Origin of the sequence: Bacillus badius NBRC 15713, assembly GCF_001591605.1 — a bacterium.
Lineage (GTDB): Bacteria > Bacillota > Bacilli > Bacillales > Domibacillaceae > Pseudobacillus > Pseudobacillus badius.
The window spans coordinates 97,729-112,445 of record NZ_BCVF01000006.1 but is presented as its reverse complement, the minus strand read 5'-3'; the positions used below and the strand labels follow the sequence as shown (position 1 = coordinate 112,445).

General features: G+C 44.1%; 15 protein-coding genes. All 15 read left to right on the top strand.

Annotated features, from left to right (window positions below):
• The first annotated feature begins 9 nt into the window (after positions 1 to 9).
• The 15 genes from BBA02S_RS05045 to BBA02S_RS04975 all read left to right on the top strand — a co-directional run bounded on the left by BBA02S_RS05045 (position 10) and on the right by BBA02S_RS04975 (position 14,653).
• Entirely contained in the window at positions 10 to 2,046 is a 2,037-nt protein-coding gene (locus BBA02S_RS05045) for a chemotaxis protein CheA (protein WP_041113109.1), read from the top strand.
• A 29-nt stretch (positions 2,047 to 2,075) separates the two neighbouring features.
• A complete protein-coding gene (locus BBA02S_RS05040) occupies positions 2,076 to 2,513 on the top strand; it encodes a chemotaxis protein CheW (RefSeq protein ID WP_041100014.1) in 438 nt (145 codons plus the stop codon).
• Positions 2,514 to 2,525: 12 nt separating this feature from the next.
• Positions 2,526 to 3,167, top strand: a complete 642-nt coding sequence (locus BBA02S_RS05035) for a chemotaxis protein CheC (RefSeq protein ID WP_041100016.1) — start codon at positions 2,526 to 2,528, stop codon at positions 3,165 to 3,167.
• Positions 3,160 to 3,657 (top strand): chemotaxis protein CheD, encoded by a 498-nt coding sequence (locus tag BBA02S_RS05030; RefSeq protein ID WP_041100018.1) that lies wholly within the window; start codon positions 3,160 to 3,162, stop codon positions 3,655 to 3,657. Before BBA02S_RS05035 ends, BBA02S_RS05030 begins: the two co-directional genes overlap by 8 nt.
• Before the next feature lie 255 nt (positions 3,658 to 3,912).
• Complete coding sequence (locus BBA02S_RS05025) at positions 3,913 to 4,692, top strand: FliA/WhiG family RNA polymerase sigma factor (protein ID WP_041100020.1); 780 nt, start codon at positions 3,913 to 3,915, stop codon at positions 4,690 to 4,692.
• Positions 4,693 to 4,718: 26 nt separating this feature from the next.
• On the top strand, positions 4,719 to 5,276 hold the full coding sequence (locus tag BBA02S_RS05020; RefSeq protein ID WP_041113110.1) for a hypothetical protein: 558 nt from the start codon (positions 4,719 to 4,721) through the stop codon (positions 5,274 to 5,276).
• Positions 5,277 to 5,422: 146 nt separating this feature from the next.
• Complete coding sequence (rpsB, locus tag BBA02S_RS05015) at positions 5,423 to 6,172, top strand: 30S ribosomal protein S2 (protein ID WP_041100024.1); 750 nt, start codon at positions 5,423 to 5,425, stop codon at positions 6,170 to 6,172.
• A gap of 147 nt (positions 6,173 to 6,319) precedes the next feature.
• Positions 6,320 to 7,201, top strand: a complete 882-nt coding sequence (gene tsf / locus BBA02S_RS05010) for a translation elongation factor Ts (protein WP_041100026.1) — start codon at positions 6,320 to 6,322, stop codon at positions 7,199 to 7,201.
• Between the two features lie 149 nt (positions 7,202 to 7,350).
• Positions 7,351 to 8,076 (top strand): UMP kinase, encoded by a 726-nt coding sequence (gene pyrH, locus BBA02S_RS05005; RefSeq protein WP_041100028.1) that lies wholly within the window; start codon positions 7,351 to 7,353, stop codon positions 8,074 to 8,076.
• Entirely contained in the window at positions 8,076 to 8,633 is a 558-nt protein-coding gene (gene frr / locus BBA02S_RS05000; protein WP_041100030.1) for a ribosome recycling factor, read from the top strand. Before pyrH ends, frr begins: the two co-directional genes overlap by 1 nt.
• Positions 8,634 to 8,876: 243 nt before the next feature.
• Positions 8,877 to 9,653 (top strand): isoprenyl transferase, encoded by a 777-nt coding sequence (locus BBA02S_RS04995; RefSeq protein ID WP_041100032.1) that lies wholly within the window; start codon positions 8,877 to 8,879, stop codon positions 9,651 to 9,653.
• 33 nt (positions 9,654 to 9,686) lie between these two features.
• On the top strand, positions 9,687 to 10,475 hold the full coding sequence (locus BBA02S_RS04990; protein ID WP_041100034.1) for a phosphatidate cytidylyltransferase: 789 nt from the start codon (positions 9,687 to 9,689) through the stop codon (positions 10,473 to 10,475).
• Between the two features lie 30 nt (positions 10,476 to 10,505).
• Positions 10,506 to 11,648: a 1-deoxy-D-xylulose-5-phosphate reductoisomerase gene (gene dxr, locus BBA02S_RS04985; RefSeq protein ID WP_174521399.1), complete on the top strand. Its 1,143-nt coding sequence runs from the start codon at positions 10,506 to 10,508 to the stop codon at positions 11,646 to 11,648.
• A gap of 18 nt (positions 11,649 to 11,666) precedes the next feature.
• The gene (gene rseP / locus BBA02S_RS04980; protein ID WP_041100036.1) at positions 11,667 to 12,926 is read left to right on the top strand and encodes an RIP metalloprotease RseP; all 1,260 of its coding nucleotides are present in this window, start codon (positions 11,667 to 11,669) and stop codon (positions 12,924 to 12,926) included.
• A gap of 20 nt (positions 12,927 to 12,946) precedes the next feature.
• Entirely contained in the window at positions 12,947 to 14,653 is a 1,707-nt protein-coding gene (locus BBA02S_RS04975) for a proline--tRNA ligase (RefSeq protein WP_041100038.1), read from the top strand.
• Positions 14,654 to 14,717: the final 64 nt, after the last annotated feature.

Sequence of the window (14,717 nt, the reverse complement as noted above, 5' to 3'; positions counted from 1 at the left end):
GAGTGGCTGATGGAAGTGAATCAATATTTAGAAGTCTTTATTGATGAGAGTAAGGAACATTTGCAGGCAATCAATGAAAATTTGCTGTTACTGGAGAAAAGTCCTGACGATCTGGCCATCGTTAATGAAATTTTCCGGTCTGCCCACACGTTAAAAGGGATGTCTGCGACCATGGGATATGAAGATTTAGCTAACTTAACCCATAAAATGGAAAATGTTCTGGATGCAATCCGTAATCATAAGCTGCACGTAACAGCGGAGATTTTAGATGTAGTATTTTCTTCAATTGATGATCTAGAAGCAATGGTACAAGATATCGCTGCCGGCGGCGCAGGAAAGCGTGATGTCACCGATATCGTTGATAAGCTGCTGAAGATTGAAAATGGCGAAACGGTCCATGCTGATTCTTCTGCACAAACAGAAGCTGCTCCTTCTGTCAGCCCTTCTTCAGCGGTCAAATATGATGAGTTTGAATACACGGTGATTCAACAATCAAAAGAACAGGGATTTACCTGCTTTGAAGTAGAGGTCGAGCTTCGTGCTGATTGTGTGCTGAAGGCAGCGCGCGTATTTATGGTATTTGAAGTGCTGGAAAAATGCGGGGAAGTTATTAAATCTACGCCTTCTACCGAAGAACTTGAATCAGAGCAGTTTGATGAGCGCTTTGTAGTAACGCTTATTACACAAGAAGCAGCAAATGATATCGAAAGCAAGGTGAAAAAGGTATCAGAAGTAGAACGAGTGGCTGTTTCCGAATTTGTTGCTCAGCCGCTTGATACCGGAGAAGCAGCAAAAGAAGTGGCAGCTGCCTCAGCCCCTGCCCCTGCGCCAACAGCTTCTGTGCCTAAAAAAGCAGAGAAGCAGGAAGAGCCAAAGCCTGGAAAGCAGGCGGCTGTGTCAAACAAAACGATTCGTGTAAATATCGAACGACTTGATATTTTAATGAACTTATTTGAAGAACTTGTGATTGACCGGGGACGGCTGGAGCAAATTTCAGGTGAACTCAACAACCCTGAGTTAAATGAAACAGTAGAGAGAATGTCTAGAATTTCCGGTGATTTGCAGACTATTATTTTGAATATGCGAATGGTGCCAGTAGAAACAGTGTTTAACCGCTTCCCAAGAATGGTGCGCCAGCTGGCTCGTGATTTAAATAAAAAAATCAACTTAGAAATCATTGGAGCAGAAACAGAGCTTGATCGAACAGTCATTGATGAAATCGGCGACCCGCTCGTTCACTTAATCCGCAACGCCATTGACCATGGGATTGAAATGCCTGAAGAAAGAAGAGCTAAAGGCAAACGCGAAGAAGGAACGGTTAAACTGAAGGCTTATCATAGCGGCAACCATGTATTTATTGAAATAGAGGACGACGGAGCAGGCATTAACAAGCATAAAGTGCTGGATAAAGCACTTGCCAAAGGTGTTGTCACAGAAGAACAGGCTGCTTCGATGACGGATAATCAAATTTATGAACTGATTTTAGCTTCCGGCTTCTCAACTGCTGATACGATATCCGATATTTCCGGCCGCGGGGTAGGTTTGGATGTAGTGAAAACGACAATCGAATCCCTTGGCGGATCGATCAGTATCGAAGCAGCAGAAGGAGCGGGGTCGACCTTCCTGATTCAATTGCCGCTGACGCTTTCAATTATTTCTGTCATGCTGGTGGAAGTGGAACAGGAAAAATATGCTATTCCGCTATCTTCTATTATTGAAACGGCAATCGTCAAAAAAGAAGATGTCTTTAATGCCCATACACAGCAGGTGATTGACTTCCGCGGAAAAATCGTACCGCTTGTTTTCCTGGAAAAAATATTTGAAGTACCGAAGGAAAGTCAAGAAGATGATTTCTATTCGATTGTAATCGTCCGCAAAGGAGATAAAATGGCTGGTTTGGTTGTTGACTCGTTTATCGGGCAGCAAGAAGTCGTGCTAAAGTCACTTGGAAACTATTTATCTAATGTGTTTGCTATCTCAGGAGCTACCATCCTCGGAGATGGCCAAGTAGCTTTAATTGTAGATTGCAATGCGTTAATAAAATAAGGAATAGAGGGGAAAAGGAGGGAAAAACAATGAGTGAAATTGCAGCTCCGTCAATGATTAAAGTCATTGCTTTCCAATTGATGGACAAGGAATATGCATTTCCGGTCCATCAAGTTCAAGGGATTGAAAAGCTGATACACATTACACGCGTGCCGGGAACCGTGCCTTTCATTAAAGGTGTCATTAATCTGCGTGGGGTTGTTACCCCAATTATTGATTTGCGCAATCGCTTTAACCTTCCGGAAAAAGAATACGATGAACAGACAAGAATTATTATTGCTTCCTGTGACGATATCGAGGTTGGACTTGTTGTCGACAGCGCCAACGATGTTCTTGACATTCCAAAGAGTATTATTGAGCCGCAGCCTGATGTGGTTGGAGCGGTAGAGGCTGAGTATATTACCGGCGTTGCCAAACTTGAAAAAAGACTGCTCATCCTGCTGAATTTAGAACGAGTTTTCAAGTAGGGGCCAAAAACGATGAACTATATAGAAAAAATGAATACCACCCATTTAGATATTTTAAAAGAATTTGGCAACATTGGCGCTGGCCATGCAGCTACTGCCCTGTCAACTTTGTTGAACAAACAAATCGATATGAAGGTTCCAAGTGCCAGAATTGTGTCCTTTAATGAAATGATGGAAATGGCGGGCGGTGCGGAAGAAGAAGTTGTCAGTGTGAGCTTGCGAATTGAGGGAGAAGTGACGGGCAACATGTTTTTTGTCCTTTCCTTGCAGCAAGCGGAACATTTTATTAGCAATATGACAGGCGACAAGAGTTTTTCCTTTAGGAAAGCAGAGGGAAAGAGCCTCGGATTATCCGCTATGCAGGAGTTAGGAAACATTTTATCCGGTTCTTATTTGTCGGCGCTTGGCGATTTCACCCGCCTTCAAATTTATCCTTCAGTTCCGGAGCTTGCCATCGATATGTTTGGGGCAATCATTAGTTATGGCCTTGTAGAATCTTCCCGGTATGGTGACTATGCCATCGTCATCGAAACGGTGCTTAAGGAAGTAGAAGCAGGATGCAGCGATGAAATGAAAGGGCATTTCTTCTTGCTTCCTGATCCGCTGTCATTCGGTCCAATCTTTGAAGCTCTTGGAGTTGGGATAAATGAATAGCGTCGGACAAGTGATCAAAGTAGGGATTGCCGATTTGAATATCGTTCGGCCGCCGAATGTCATTCGAACATCCGGGCTGGGTTCCTGCGTCGGGGTAGTTATATACGATGAACGGATGGCAATTGCCGGAATGGTGCATGTAATGCTTCCTGACTCTTCGCTTGCAAAGAGCGGGCATATGAATAAAGCAAAATATGCAGACACAGGGATTACTGAACTGGTGGCGCAGTTGAAAGCGGAAGGGGCACAATCCTATAGGCTGAAAGCCAAGATCGCCGGCGGTGCCCAAATGTTTCAATTCAATTTGCAAAACAGCTCCTTCAAAATCGGACCAAGAAATGTCGAGGCTGTGAAGCAAATGCTGCAAGTGTATCATATCCCGGTAATAGCAGAAGATGTTGGAGGAAGCAGCGGCCGCACGATCGAATTTGACCCGCGCACCTGCGAGCTTTATGTAAGAACAGTCAACAAAGGCAATTGCCGTATATAAGAGCGCAGGATAGAAAATGGCTTCCAACTTTCTTAGCGCCTGTATGCAAAAGCTGATCGTGCGTAACCGCACGGAATGTTAAAAATGAATGCAGTAGACAGAAATTCCTTACTGAACTACTAGACGTTGTAAAAATTTATTTGCGTTTCGGCGATATCTTTTATTAAAATGTGGAACGTAAAGAATAAATAGCCTGACCGTCTTTTTCAGAAAAACTTCTCTGAGAGGTCAATCCGAGGAGGAGAAACGTCAACTATGGCCAAACCGAATAGATATAGTGAACAAAAGTTGTGGGCTGCCTGGAAAGAGTCAGAGGATCCAGAGGCAGGCAATCTGCTTGTTGAAAAGTATATGCCGCTCGTATCCTTTCATTCTCAACGCATCTCGGCCAGTTTGCCAAAAAGCGTCAATAAAGAGGATATTAAAAGTCTTGGATTAATGGGCTTGTACGATGCGTTGAAGAAATTTGATCCGGCTCGGGATTTAAAGTTTGATACGTATGCTTCTTTTCGCATTCGCGGAGCGATCCTGGACGGACTTCGCAAGGAAGACTGGCTGCCGAGAGGAACGAGAGAAAAGGCGAAAAAAATTGAAACAAAGATTGAAGAACTGGAGCAAAAGCATCTTCGGAGAATTACTGCAGCAGAAGTGGCAGAGCAGCTGAATATGACAGAAGAAGAAGTCCATCAGACAATGACGGAACATTTATTTGCTAATGTCCTGTCAATGGATGAACAAATTCATGATCATGAAGATTCAGAGGGGAAGAGGTTTGTTTTAAAAGACGAGAAGGCGGATCTTCCTGAGGATGTTCTTGTCAAAGGCGAGCTGATTCAGGAATTAACAGCGGAGATTACTAAGTTGTCTGAGAAAGAACAGCTCGTGCTCAGTTTATTCTACCATGAGGAGCTGACTTTAACAGAAATAGGCGAAGTGTTGAGCCTCTCCACCTCAAGAATTTCGCAAATTCATTCCAAAGCGTTGTTTAAGCTGAAAAATCAACTTGTCAAAATTAATAACCCGGTGCATGGATGAAAAAGTTTTATCATTAAGGAGACTTCATGGCTACTCTATTTATCTTTATTTCGTTTATACTTAACGCTGTTGCCCTCTTTGCAATTATTTTGCTGTTCATGAGGCAAAACCGCCTGCATGAAATAAAAAAGGAGCAGGAAAAGCTTGTAGCAGATATGGAAGAAATGATGACCGCTTATCTGGCGGAAATGAAAGAAGAGAACGAAAAGTTTATTAAAGAATTTTCTTCTTCAAGCCCAGCGGAGCATTCCGCAGCCGCTGGACAGGCTTCTTCTGCTGTGACGCCCGGGAAGTCAGCTCCCCCCGACCGGGCTCCAGAGGGCGCTGGGGCTATTGCAGCACCTTCCATGCAGCGTATTCGGGCTGCACAAGTATACAGGACAGCAAACAAAACAGCGGATGAGAGGGAAAAAATATCCGCAGAGGAGCAGGAAGCTCCGGCAGCTGAACAAGCCTTAGCTGACGAGATTGTTTTGTTGAAGGATCAAGGGCTAAGTGTAGAAGAAATCGCCAGAAAATTAAATAAAGGAAAGACAGAAGTGGAATTAGCACTGAAATTTGCGGATGCTGGCAAAAATAGTTGATTGCGTTGCCAGGCTGTGGTATAGTTACTAACGGTGTTATCACACACGCTCCCTGATTTGTTCAGATGGTGCTGTCTATGAGACAGTTTCTGGATAAAAATGATGAGAGCGGAGGACAAATTAAAACCATTAGGAGGAAACAAAACATGTCAGTTATTTCAATGAAGCAATTGCTTGAAGCTGGTGTTCACTTCGGTCACCAAACACGCCGTTGGAACCCAAAAATGAAAAAATATATTTTCCAAGAGCGTAACGGAATTTATATCATCGATCTTCAAAAAACAGTAAGAAAAGTTGAAGAAGCTTATAAATTTGTAAGAGACTTAGCTGGAGACGGCGGAAAAGTTCTTTTCGTTGGTACAAAGAAACAAGCTCAAGAATCTGTCAAAGAAGAAGCAGAACGTTCAGGAATGTACTATGTAAACCAACGCTGGTTGGGTGGTACATTGACTAACTTCTCAACAATCCAAAAACGTGTGCAACGTTTGAAAAACATTGAAAAAATGGAAGAAGACGGCACATTTGAAGTACTTCCTAAAAAAGAAGTCGTACAGCTGAAAAAAGAACATGAGCGCTTAGTGAAGTTCCTTGGCGGCATCAGAGATATGAAAGGTCTTCCAGATGCTCTTTTCATTATCGACCCACGTAAAGAGCGCATTGCTGTTGCAGAAGCTCGCAAATTGAATATTCCAATCGTTGGTATCGTTGATACAAACTGTGATCCGGACGAAATTGATTACGTTATTCCGGCAAACGATGATGCGATCCGCGCTGTTAAACTTTTAACAGGTAAAATGGCAGATGCTATCCTTGAAGCAAAACAAGGAGAAGAAACAGCAGAGGCAGAAGTATCAGCAGAAGCAGAAGTTGAAGAAACAGCAGCTGCAGCTGAATAACAGTCAATAAAAGGTGATAAGTAGACCTTCTCTTATCACCTTTTTTTAAAAACCTTGCTGAAACAAGTGTAAATATACTCCAGCATAGCCTTTTAAGTAGGCTAACTGCACATAAAGAAGCATACGACTCGAAGGAGGAAGAAAATTATGGCAATTACTGCTCAAATGGTTAAAGAACTGCGTGAAAAAACTGGCGCTGGTATGATGGATTGTAAAAAAGCGCTAACAGAAACTGACGGTGATATGGAAAAAGCGATTGATTTCCTTCGTGAAAAAGGAATTGCAAAAGCTGCAAAGAAATCCGACCGTATTGCTGCTGAAGGAACTGCTTTCATTAAAAGCGAAGGCAATGAAGCCGTTATTTTAGAAGTAAACTCAGAAACTGACTTCGTTGCTAAAAACGAAGGTTTCCAAGCGCTTGTAAAAGAATTAGCGGACCATTTGCTTGCTAAAAAGCCTGCGAACGTAGAAGAAGCACTTGAGCAAAAAATGGAAAATGGACAAACAGTTGGCGAGTACATCAATGAAGCGATCGCGAAAATTGGTGAAAAATTAACTCTTCGCCGCTTTGAAGTGAAAACAAAAGGCGATAACGACGCTTTCGGTGAATATCTTCATATGGGCGGCCGCATTGGCGTGCTGACTGTTCTTGAAGGCACAACAGATGCTGCTGCAGCGAAAGATGTAGCGATGCATGCGGCAGCTTTAAACCCTAAATATATTTCCCGTGACGCTGTTTCTGAAGAAGAAGTAGCTCGTGAGCGTGAAGTATTAACTCAGCAAGCTTTAAATGAAGGCAAGCCTGAGAATATCGTAGCGAAAATGGTTGAGGGCCGCCTGAGCAAGTTCTTTGAAGAGATCTGCTTGGTAGATCAACCGTTCGTTAAAAACCCGGATGAAAAAGTAGGCAAATTTGTTCAATCTAAAGGAGCGCAAGTAACTGGGCTTGTACGCTACGAAGTGGGCGAAGGTATTGAGAAACGCCAAGACAATTTTGCTGAAGAAGTAATGAACCAAGTGAAAAAATAATTTTGTTCTATTGATTAAAAATAGAAGGAATTTGTTATTGTTAGATAGAAATCCCTTGCCGGCTATTGGTAAGGGATTTCATCTAGGGTTTGGCGATTTTGCAAGATGATAGCCAAGGCAAACCAATAACCATACATATGGAGGTTTACATGAGCGTTCCAAAATATAAACGTGTAGTATTAAAGTTAAGCGGTGAAGCGCTGGCAGGTGAAGCAGGATTTGGCATTAATCCGGCTGTTATTAAGTCAATCGCCGAACAAGTGAAGGAAATTGCCGAGCTCGATATCGAGGTAGCAGTCGTAGTTGGCGGCGGCAACATTTGGAGAGGAAAGATCGGCAGCGAAATGGGAATGGACCGGGCAACTGCTGATTATATGGGGATGCTTGCGACTGTCATGAACTCAATGGCTTTGCAAGATAGCCTTGAGCAGCTTGGCATTGAAACAAGGGTTCAGACGTCCATTGAGATGCGCCAGGTAGCCGAGCCTTATATCCGCCGCCGGGCTATTCGCCACCTTGAAAAGAAGCGGGTAGTTATTTTTGCTGCAGGCACAGGCAACCCATATTTTTCTACAGATACCACAGCTGCACTCCGGGCTGCTGAAATTGAAGCGGAAGTTATTTTAATGGCGAAAAACAATGTGGATGGTGTGTATTCAGCCGATCCGCGCGTTGACAAAAATGCAGTGAAATATGATCAATTATCCTATCTTGATGTAATCAAGCAAGGACTTGCGGTAATGGACTCCACAGCATCCTCGCTATGTATGGACAACGACATACCGCTGATTGTATTTTCTATTACCGAAAACGGCAATATTAAACGGGTCGTCATGGGTGAAGATATCGGAACAATTGTAAGGGGGAAAGAATAATGGCAAATCAAACAATTGAGCAGATGAAAGAAAGAATGACCAAAGCAATTCAGGCTTACACGAGAGAATTGGCTTCTATTCGTGCCGGCCGTGCGAGTGCCTCAGTGTTAGACCGCATTACCGTAGACTATTACGGAGCGCCGACACCGATTAACCAGCTGGCTTCTATTTCTATTCCAGAAGCGAGACTTCTAGTCATTCAGCCTTATGATAAAACAGCTATGGGTGACATTGAAAAAGCTATTTTAAAATCAGACCTTGGGTTAACGCCGTCAAACGACGGATCTGTTATCCGTCTTGCGTTTCCAGCTTTAACAGAAGAGCGCCGTAAGGAATTAGCTAAGCTTGTGAAAAAAGAAGCGGAAGATGCAAAGGTGGCCATTCGCAATATTCGCCGCGATGCGAACGAAGAGCTGAAGAAACAAGAGAAGGCTGGAGATATTACTGAAGATGAATTGCGCGGCTTGACGGACGATGTTCAAAAGCAAACAGATGAGTTCATCAGCAAAATCGACAGCATTTCCAAAGACAAAGAAAAAGAAATTATGGAAGTTTAATGTACAAACCCTCTTCGATGTAAGAGGGTTTTCTTCTTTTTTATTGAATAAGCTATGGTAAAGCAAGGCGACCCTCCTTGTCCGAGCAGGTTAAAAAGAACTAAATTGAACATGATTATTCAGCAAAGCCATAGAATTAAAAAATACATCCATTTCTGCAAAGTAATCGACAAGCAATTTTGGTATTATAATAGGTAATGATTTGTTAATAATTTGGTGATGCTACATCGTGGAGGATATTTTATGATCAATAAAAAGAAATTATGGAGAACAGCAAATGACCATAATATTGAGGACCGGGTCAAAAAGATTAAAGAAGAACCGGTGCCGGAGCATATTGCGATCATTATGGACGGCAATGGACGATGGGCGAAAAAAAGAGCTCTTCCCCGAATTGCCGGTCATCATGAAGGAATGAAAACGGTAAAAAAAATAACGAAACTCGTAAACAAGCTAGGCGTAAAAGTGTTGACGCTGTACGCGTTCTCAACTGAAAACTGGAAGCGCCCCAAACATGAGGTAGAGTTTTTGATGAAATTGCCTGAGGAGTTCCTCGGCATGTTTTTGCCGGAATTGATCGAAGAAAATGTCCGGGTGCAAATGATGGGCGAACGAAGCCAGATACCGAAGCATACGCTCAATGCAGTGGAAAAGGCTATGGAACAGACAAGCGGCAATGATGGACTGATTTTAAATTTTGCTTTGAATTATGGAAGCCGGGCGGAGATTTTAACCGCTGTAAAAAATATTATTAGCGATGTAAAAAATGGTATAATATTAGAGGAAAATTTGAATGAAGAGCTTTTTTCACGTTATCTTATGACCGAGCATTTACAAGACCCGGATTTGCTTATTCGGACGAGCGGCGAAATTCGCCTCAGCAATTTTATGCTTTGGCAGCTGGCCTATACAGAATTTTGGTTTACGGACACGAATTGGCCTGACTTTAAAGAAGATCACTTGCTTGAAGCGGTAGAAGCTTTTCAGCGGCGCTCACGCCGGTTCGGCGGTTTGTCGTAATTATTTTTTATTAGAGAGTTAGGAGTATGAGACATGAAACAACGTATCTTAACCGCTGTTATCGCAGCAGCCGCTTTTTTGCCGGTTGTGCTGTATGGCGGCTGGCCCATGATTATACTGGCTTATTTAATGGCCGTGATCGGGCTGACGGAAGCATTAAAAATGAAGGGGATCGCTCCTGCTTCGATGCCTGGTTTGCTTTCTATTATTTTAATTTGCATTATATTAATGCCGGAGCGCTTAACTGCCGTTATTGAACAAGCAGGGTATGATAAGCTGCAGCTTGCCGGTTTGCTCGTCTTGCTGATTCTAGCGTACACAGTCGTGTCTAAAAACAGATTTCATTTTGAAGACGCGGGATTTTGTGTATTGGCTGCTCTGTATGTCGGTTTTGGTTTTTATTATTTTATAGAAACAAGAGAAGCTGGCGTGATATTTGTCTTTTTTGCTTTGTTTATTACATGGGCGACAGACTCAGGAGCGTATTTCGTGGGACGGTCATTCGGGAAACGCAAGCTGTGGCCTGAAATCAGCCCGAAAAAGACGATCGAAGGATCCGTCGGGGGCATTATCGCAGCTATTATTGTGGCTTTGATTATCTCATTGGTAGGGGATATGGATATCCCGGTGTTTAAATTGTTGATTGCTACAGCCGTGCTATCCGTGTTTGGACAGCTTGGCGATTTGGCAGAATCAGCCCTAAAGCGCCATTATGGCGTGAAGGATTCGGGCACTTTGCTGCCGGGGCACGGGGGAATTTTAGATCGGACAGACAGCTGGCTGTTTGTTTTCCCGCTCGTTCATTTATTGCAGCTAGTGTAACAGGACAGCTTGTTTGAGGAGATGAAACATGTGAAGAAATTAAGTCTTTTAGGTGCGACTGGCTCCATCGGCCGCCAGACGCTTGATGTGATCCGCGAGCATCGCGAGGAATTTTCGCTGGCTGCCTTTTCAGCTGGCCGGAACATAGAGGAAACAAGGAAGATCATCCGTGAGTTCCAGCCGGCATTAGTAGCGGTGGCACGCCAGGAAGATGCGGATAAATTAAAGTCCGAATTTCCTTTTTTGCAAATTATGCATGGGGAAGAAGGGCTTGTTGAAACGGCTGTTTTTCAACAAGCGGATATGCTAGTAAACGCCGTGCTCGGCAGCATCGGCCTGCGCCCGACGCTGCAAGCGATCGAAGCGGGCAAGACAGTTGCTATTGCTAACAAAGAAACGCTCGTTACCGCAGGGCATCTAGTGATGGAGGCGGCAGAAAAGCATCATGTAGACCTCTTGCCGGTAGACAGTGAGCATTCAGCTATTTTTCAATGCTTGCAGGGAGAACAGGAGAAAAACATTGAGCGTCTCATATTGACGGCTTCTGGAGGAAGCTTCCGGGACCGTACGCGTGAAGAACTAAAGAATGTAACGGTGCAAGAAGCGCTGAACCACCCTAACTGGTCAATGGGCGCGAAGATTACGATTGATTCAGCCACGATGATGAATAAAGGCTTGGAAGTCATTGAAGCTCACTGGCTTTTTCATTTGCCATATGAACAAATAGATGTTATTTTACATCGAGAAAGTATTATTCATTCGATGGTCGAATTTCAAGACAGCTCAGTCATTGCCCAGCTTGGGACCCCTGATATGCGTGTGCCTATTCAATATGCGCTTTCTTATCCGGATCGCCTGCCATTGCCGTCTGCCCGGCGTTTGAATTTGCTGGAGGCGGGCAAGCTTCACTTTGAACGAATGGATCAAGAGCGTTTCCGGATGCTTGCCCTCGCTTATCGGGCAGGGAAAGCGGGCGGCACCGTACCTACAGTGCTAAATGCTGCAAATGAAGCAGCTGTTGCTGCCTTTCTTGACGGGAGAATTACATTTTTGCAAATTGACGAAATGGTTGAACGGGCTTTGGAAAGACATGAATCTATTGCTCAGCCGGATCTGGAAACAATTCAGCAAACCGACAAGGAAACACGGAATTTCGTCCACTCACTTTTATAAAAAAGGTGGTTATCTATATTGAATACTGTTATAGCGTTTATCGTTATATTTGGTGCCCTCGTCTTCTTTCATGAGCTTGGCCACTTCATCTTTGCTAAACGGGCCGGTATTCTCTGCCGGGAATTCGCGATTGGTTTTGGTCCGAAAGTATTTGCTCATAAAAAAGGGGAAACCGTTTATACCCTTCGTCTTCTTCCATTAGGAGGATATGTCCGCATGGCCGGGGAAGACCCCGAAATGGTGGATTTAAAAGCGGGTCATCGCATCGGTGCCTTGTTTAATGAACAAGAGGAAATTGTTAAAATTATTGTCACTGGAAAAGATCGATATCCCGACGCCAGGGTCATTGAGGTAGAGACAGCTGATCTCGAACATCAACTCATGATCAGGGGCTATGAAGATGGAGAAGAAGAAATCAAAGCATTTCCGATTCACCGGGAGGCCGTCATTGTAGAAGACGGGATGGAGAGCCAAATCGCTCCTTGGGACCGCCAATTTGCTTCCAAAACTTTGGGGCAGCGCGCCATGGCGATTTTTGCCGGTCCGCTTTTCAATTTTATTTTAGCCTTTGTCGTGTTCATTCTGATTGCTATTTTGCAAGGAATGCCGACAAATGAACCTGAGCTTGGCAAGCTGAACGCTGATGGAGCAGCGAAGGAAGCTGGTTTAATGGAAGGCGACAAAGTGGTCAGCATTAATGGACAAGGTGTAGCCAGCTGGAATGACATTGTGACGGTTATTCAAAAAAACCCGCAAGCTGAAATGGATTTCACGATCGAAAGAGATGGGAAAACACTGGATATTCCGGTGACTCCTGAAGTTAGGGAAGTGGAAAACCAGAAAATCGGCGTCATTGGTGTACACAGTCCAGTGGAAAAATCATTTTTTGGCTCCATCGCCTATGGGGCGAAGGAAACCTATTTCTGGACAGTAGAAATTATTCGCTTGCTTGGCAAACTTGTTACCGGACAATTTTCGATTGATATGCTTTCTGGTCCTGTCGGCATTTATGTCTCGACCGATACCGTGGCTAAATCAGGTATTATGAATTTAATGAAATGGGCTGGTGTGTTAAGCATTAACTTAGGAATCATGAATTTGCTGCCGCTTCCGGCATTAGATGGAGGCCGCCTGTTGTTTTTCCTTGTTGAAGCGCTGAGAGGCAAGCCAATTGACCGCCAAAAAGAAGGAATGGTTCATTTTGTCGGCTTTGCCTTGCTGATGCTGTTAATGATTGTGGTAACCTGGAATGATATCCAGCGATTCTTTTTACAATAAAATAGTCTGAGGTGTATGTGATGAAACAAAGCCAAACGTTAATCCCAACATTAAGAGAGGTACCGGCAGATGCTGATGTCAAAAGTCATCAGCTGCTGTTAAAGGCAGGGTTTATCCGCCAGAATGCCAGCGGAGTTTACAGCTATTTGCCGCTTGGCAAAAAAGTGCTTCGCAAAGTAGAAGAAATCGTTCGCGAGGAAATGGACAATGCTGGAGCAGCAGAGCTGTTAATGCCTGCCCTTCAGCAGGCGGAGCTATGGCAGGAGTCCGGCCGCTGGTATACATACGGACCGGAGCTTATGCGCTTGAAGGATCGGCATGAACGTGAATTTGCTTTGGGAGCGACTCATGAAGAAGTCATTACAAGCTTGGTTCGGGATGAAGTGAAATCGTACAAGCGCTTGCCGCTGACGCTTTATCAAATCCAAACAAAATTCCGTGATGAGAAGCGCCCGCGCTTTGGTTTGCTGCGCGGCAGGGAGTTTGTCATGAAAGATGCTTACTCTTTCCATACTTCCCACGAAAGCTTGGGAGAAGTGTATGACCGGATGTATACGGCGTACTCCAATGTCTTCCGCCGTTGCGGCTTAAACTTCCGGGCGGTTATTGCTGACTCGGGAGCAATGGGCGGAAAAGACACTCATGAATTTATGGTGCTTTCTGAGATCGGTGAAGATACGATTGCCTACTCTGATGCTTCTGATTATGCCGCTAATATTGAGATGGCTCCAGTTGTGACAGCCTATGAAAAGAGCGGGGAAGCAGAACAAGAGATGGAGAAAGTGGCTACCCCGGATGCCAAAACAATCAGCAGTGTAGCAGAGCTTTTAAATGTTTCAGCTGAACAATGCTTGAAGACTCTTCTTTTTAAAGTAGACGGAGAGTATGTAATTGTTCTTGTCCGCGGTGATCATGAAGTCAATGAAATTAAGTTGAAAAACTTATTTCAGGCTGATACAGTAGAACTTGCTGAACATGGAGAGGTTAACGAAGTGCTTGGCTGCACGATCGGCTCGCTTGGACCGGTAAATGCAAAAGAAGGAATCAAAGTCATTGCAGATCATGCTGTCAAAGCGATTACGAATGGGGTTTGCGGAGCCAATGAAGAAGGCTTTCATTTTATCAATGTTAATGCAGAGAGAGATTACCGTGTAGATCAGTATGCGGACCTTCGTTTTATTCAGGAAGGAGATGCCTCTCCTGATGGACAAGGAACCATCCGCTTTGCTAAAGGAATTGAAGTCGGCCACATTTTTAAATTAGGCACGCGTTACAGCGAAGCGATGAATGCCACTTACCTGGATGAAAACGGCCGTACGCAGCCGATGATTATGGGCTGCTATGGAATTGGGGTTTCTCGGACATTGGCTGCTGTTGCTGAGCAATTTAATGATGAGCAAGGCTTTATTTGGCCGAAGGCGCTTTCTCCTTTTGATCTCCATTTAGTTCCGGTAAATATGAAGGATGAGAGCCAGCGCGCGTTGGCTGACGAGCTTTACAGCCTGCTTCGCGAAAACCGCTATGATGTTTTAATGGACGATCGTGCGGAACGTCCGGGAGTAAAATTTGCGGATAGCGATTTAATTGGTTTGCCAGTTCGAGTAACTATCGGCAAAAAGGCAGCTGAAGGAATCGTTGAAGTGAAAATCCGCAAAACAGGAGAAATGATGGAAGTTCAAAGCAATGAACTTGTATCCAAATTGCAGGAAATCTTTCAATCAATCTAATCTAACAGCAGGCAGGCAGTGACAAAACAAGCCTCTGCCAACAGCCTGAAAGGCACCTGAATCG

Coding starts and splice junctions, on each gene's coding strand:
- BBA02S_RS05045 (WP_041113109.1), top strand. CDS start 10: ATGGAAGTGAATCAATATTTAGAAGTCTTTATTGATGAGAGTAAGGAA.
- BBA02S_RS05040 (WP_041100014.1), top strand. CDS start 2,076: ATGAGTGAAATTGCAGCTCCGTCAATGATTAAAGTCATTGCTTTCCAA.
- BBA02S_RS05035 (WP_041100016.1), top strand. CDS start 2,526: ATGAACTATATAGAAAAAATGAATACCACCCATTTAGATATTTTAAAA.
- BBA02S_RS05030 (WP_041100018.1), top strand. CDS start 3,160: ATGAATAGCGTCGGACAAGTGATCAAAGTAGGGATTGCCGATTTGAAT.
- BBA02S_RS05025 (WP_041100020.1), top strand. CDS start 3,913: ATGGCCAAACCGAATAGATATAGTGAACAAAAGTTGTGGGCTGCCTGG.
- BBA02S_RS05020 (WP_041113110.1), top strand. CDS start 4,719: ATGGCTACTCTATTTATCTTTATTTCGTTTATACTTAACGCTGTTGCC.
- rpsB (WP_041100024.1), top strand. CDS start 5,423: ATGTCAGTTATTTCAATGAAGCAATTGCTTGAAGCTGGTGTTCACTTC.
- tsf (WP_041100026.1), top strand. CDS start 6,320: ATGGCAATTACTGCTCAAATGGTTAAAGAACTGCGTGAAAAAACTGGC.
- pyrH (WP_041100028.1), top strand. CDS start 7,351: ATGAGCGTTCCAAAATATAAACGTGTAGTATTAAAGTTAAGCGGTGAA.
- frr (WP_041100030.1), top strand. CDS start 8,076: ATGGCAAATCAAACAATTGAGCAGATGAAAGAAAGAATGACCAAAGCA.
- BBA02S_RS04995 (WP_041100032.1), top strand. CDS start 8,877: ATGATCAATAAAAAGAAATTATGGAGAACAGCAAATGACCATAATATT.
- BBA02S_RS04990 (WP_041100034.1), top strand. CDS start 9,687: ATGAAACAACGTATCTTAACCGCTGTTATCGCAGCAGCCGCTTTTTTG.
- BBA02S_RS04975 (WP_041100038.1), top strand. CDS start 12,947: ATGAAACAAAGCCAAACGTTAATCCCAACATTAAGAGAGGTACCGGCA.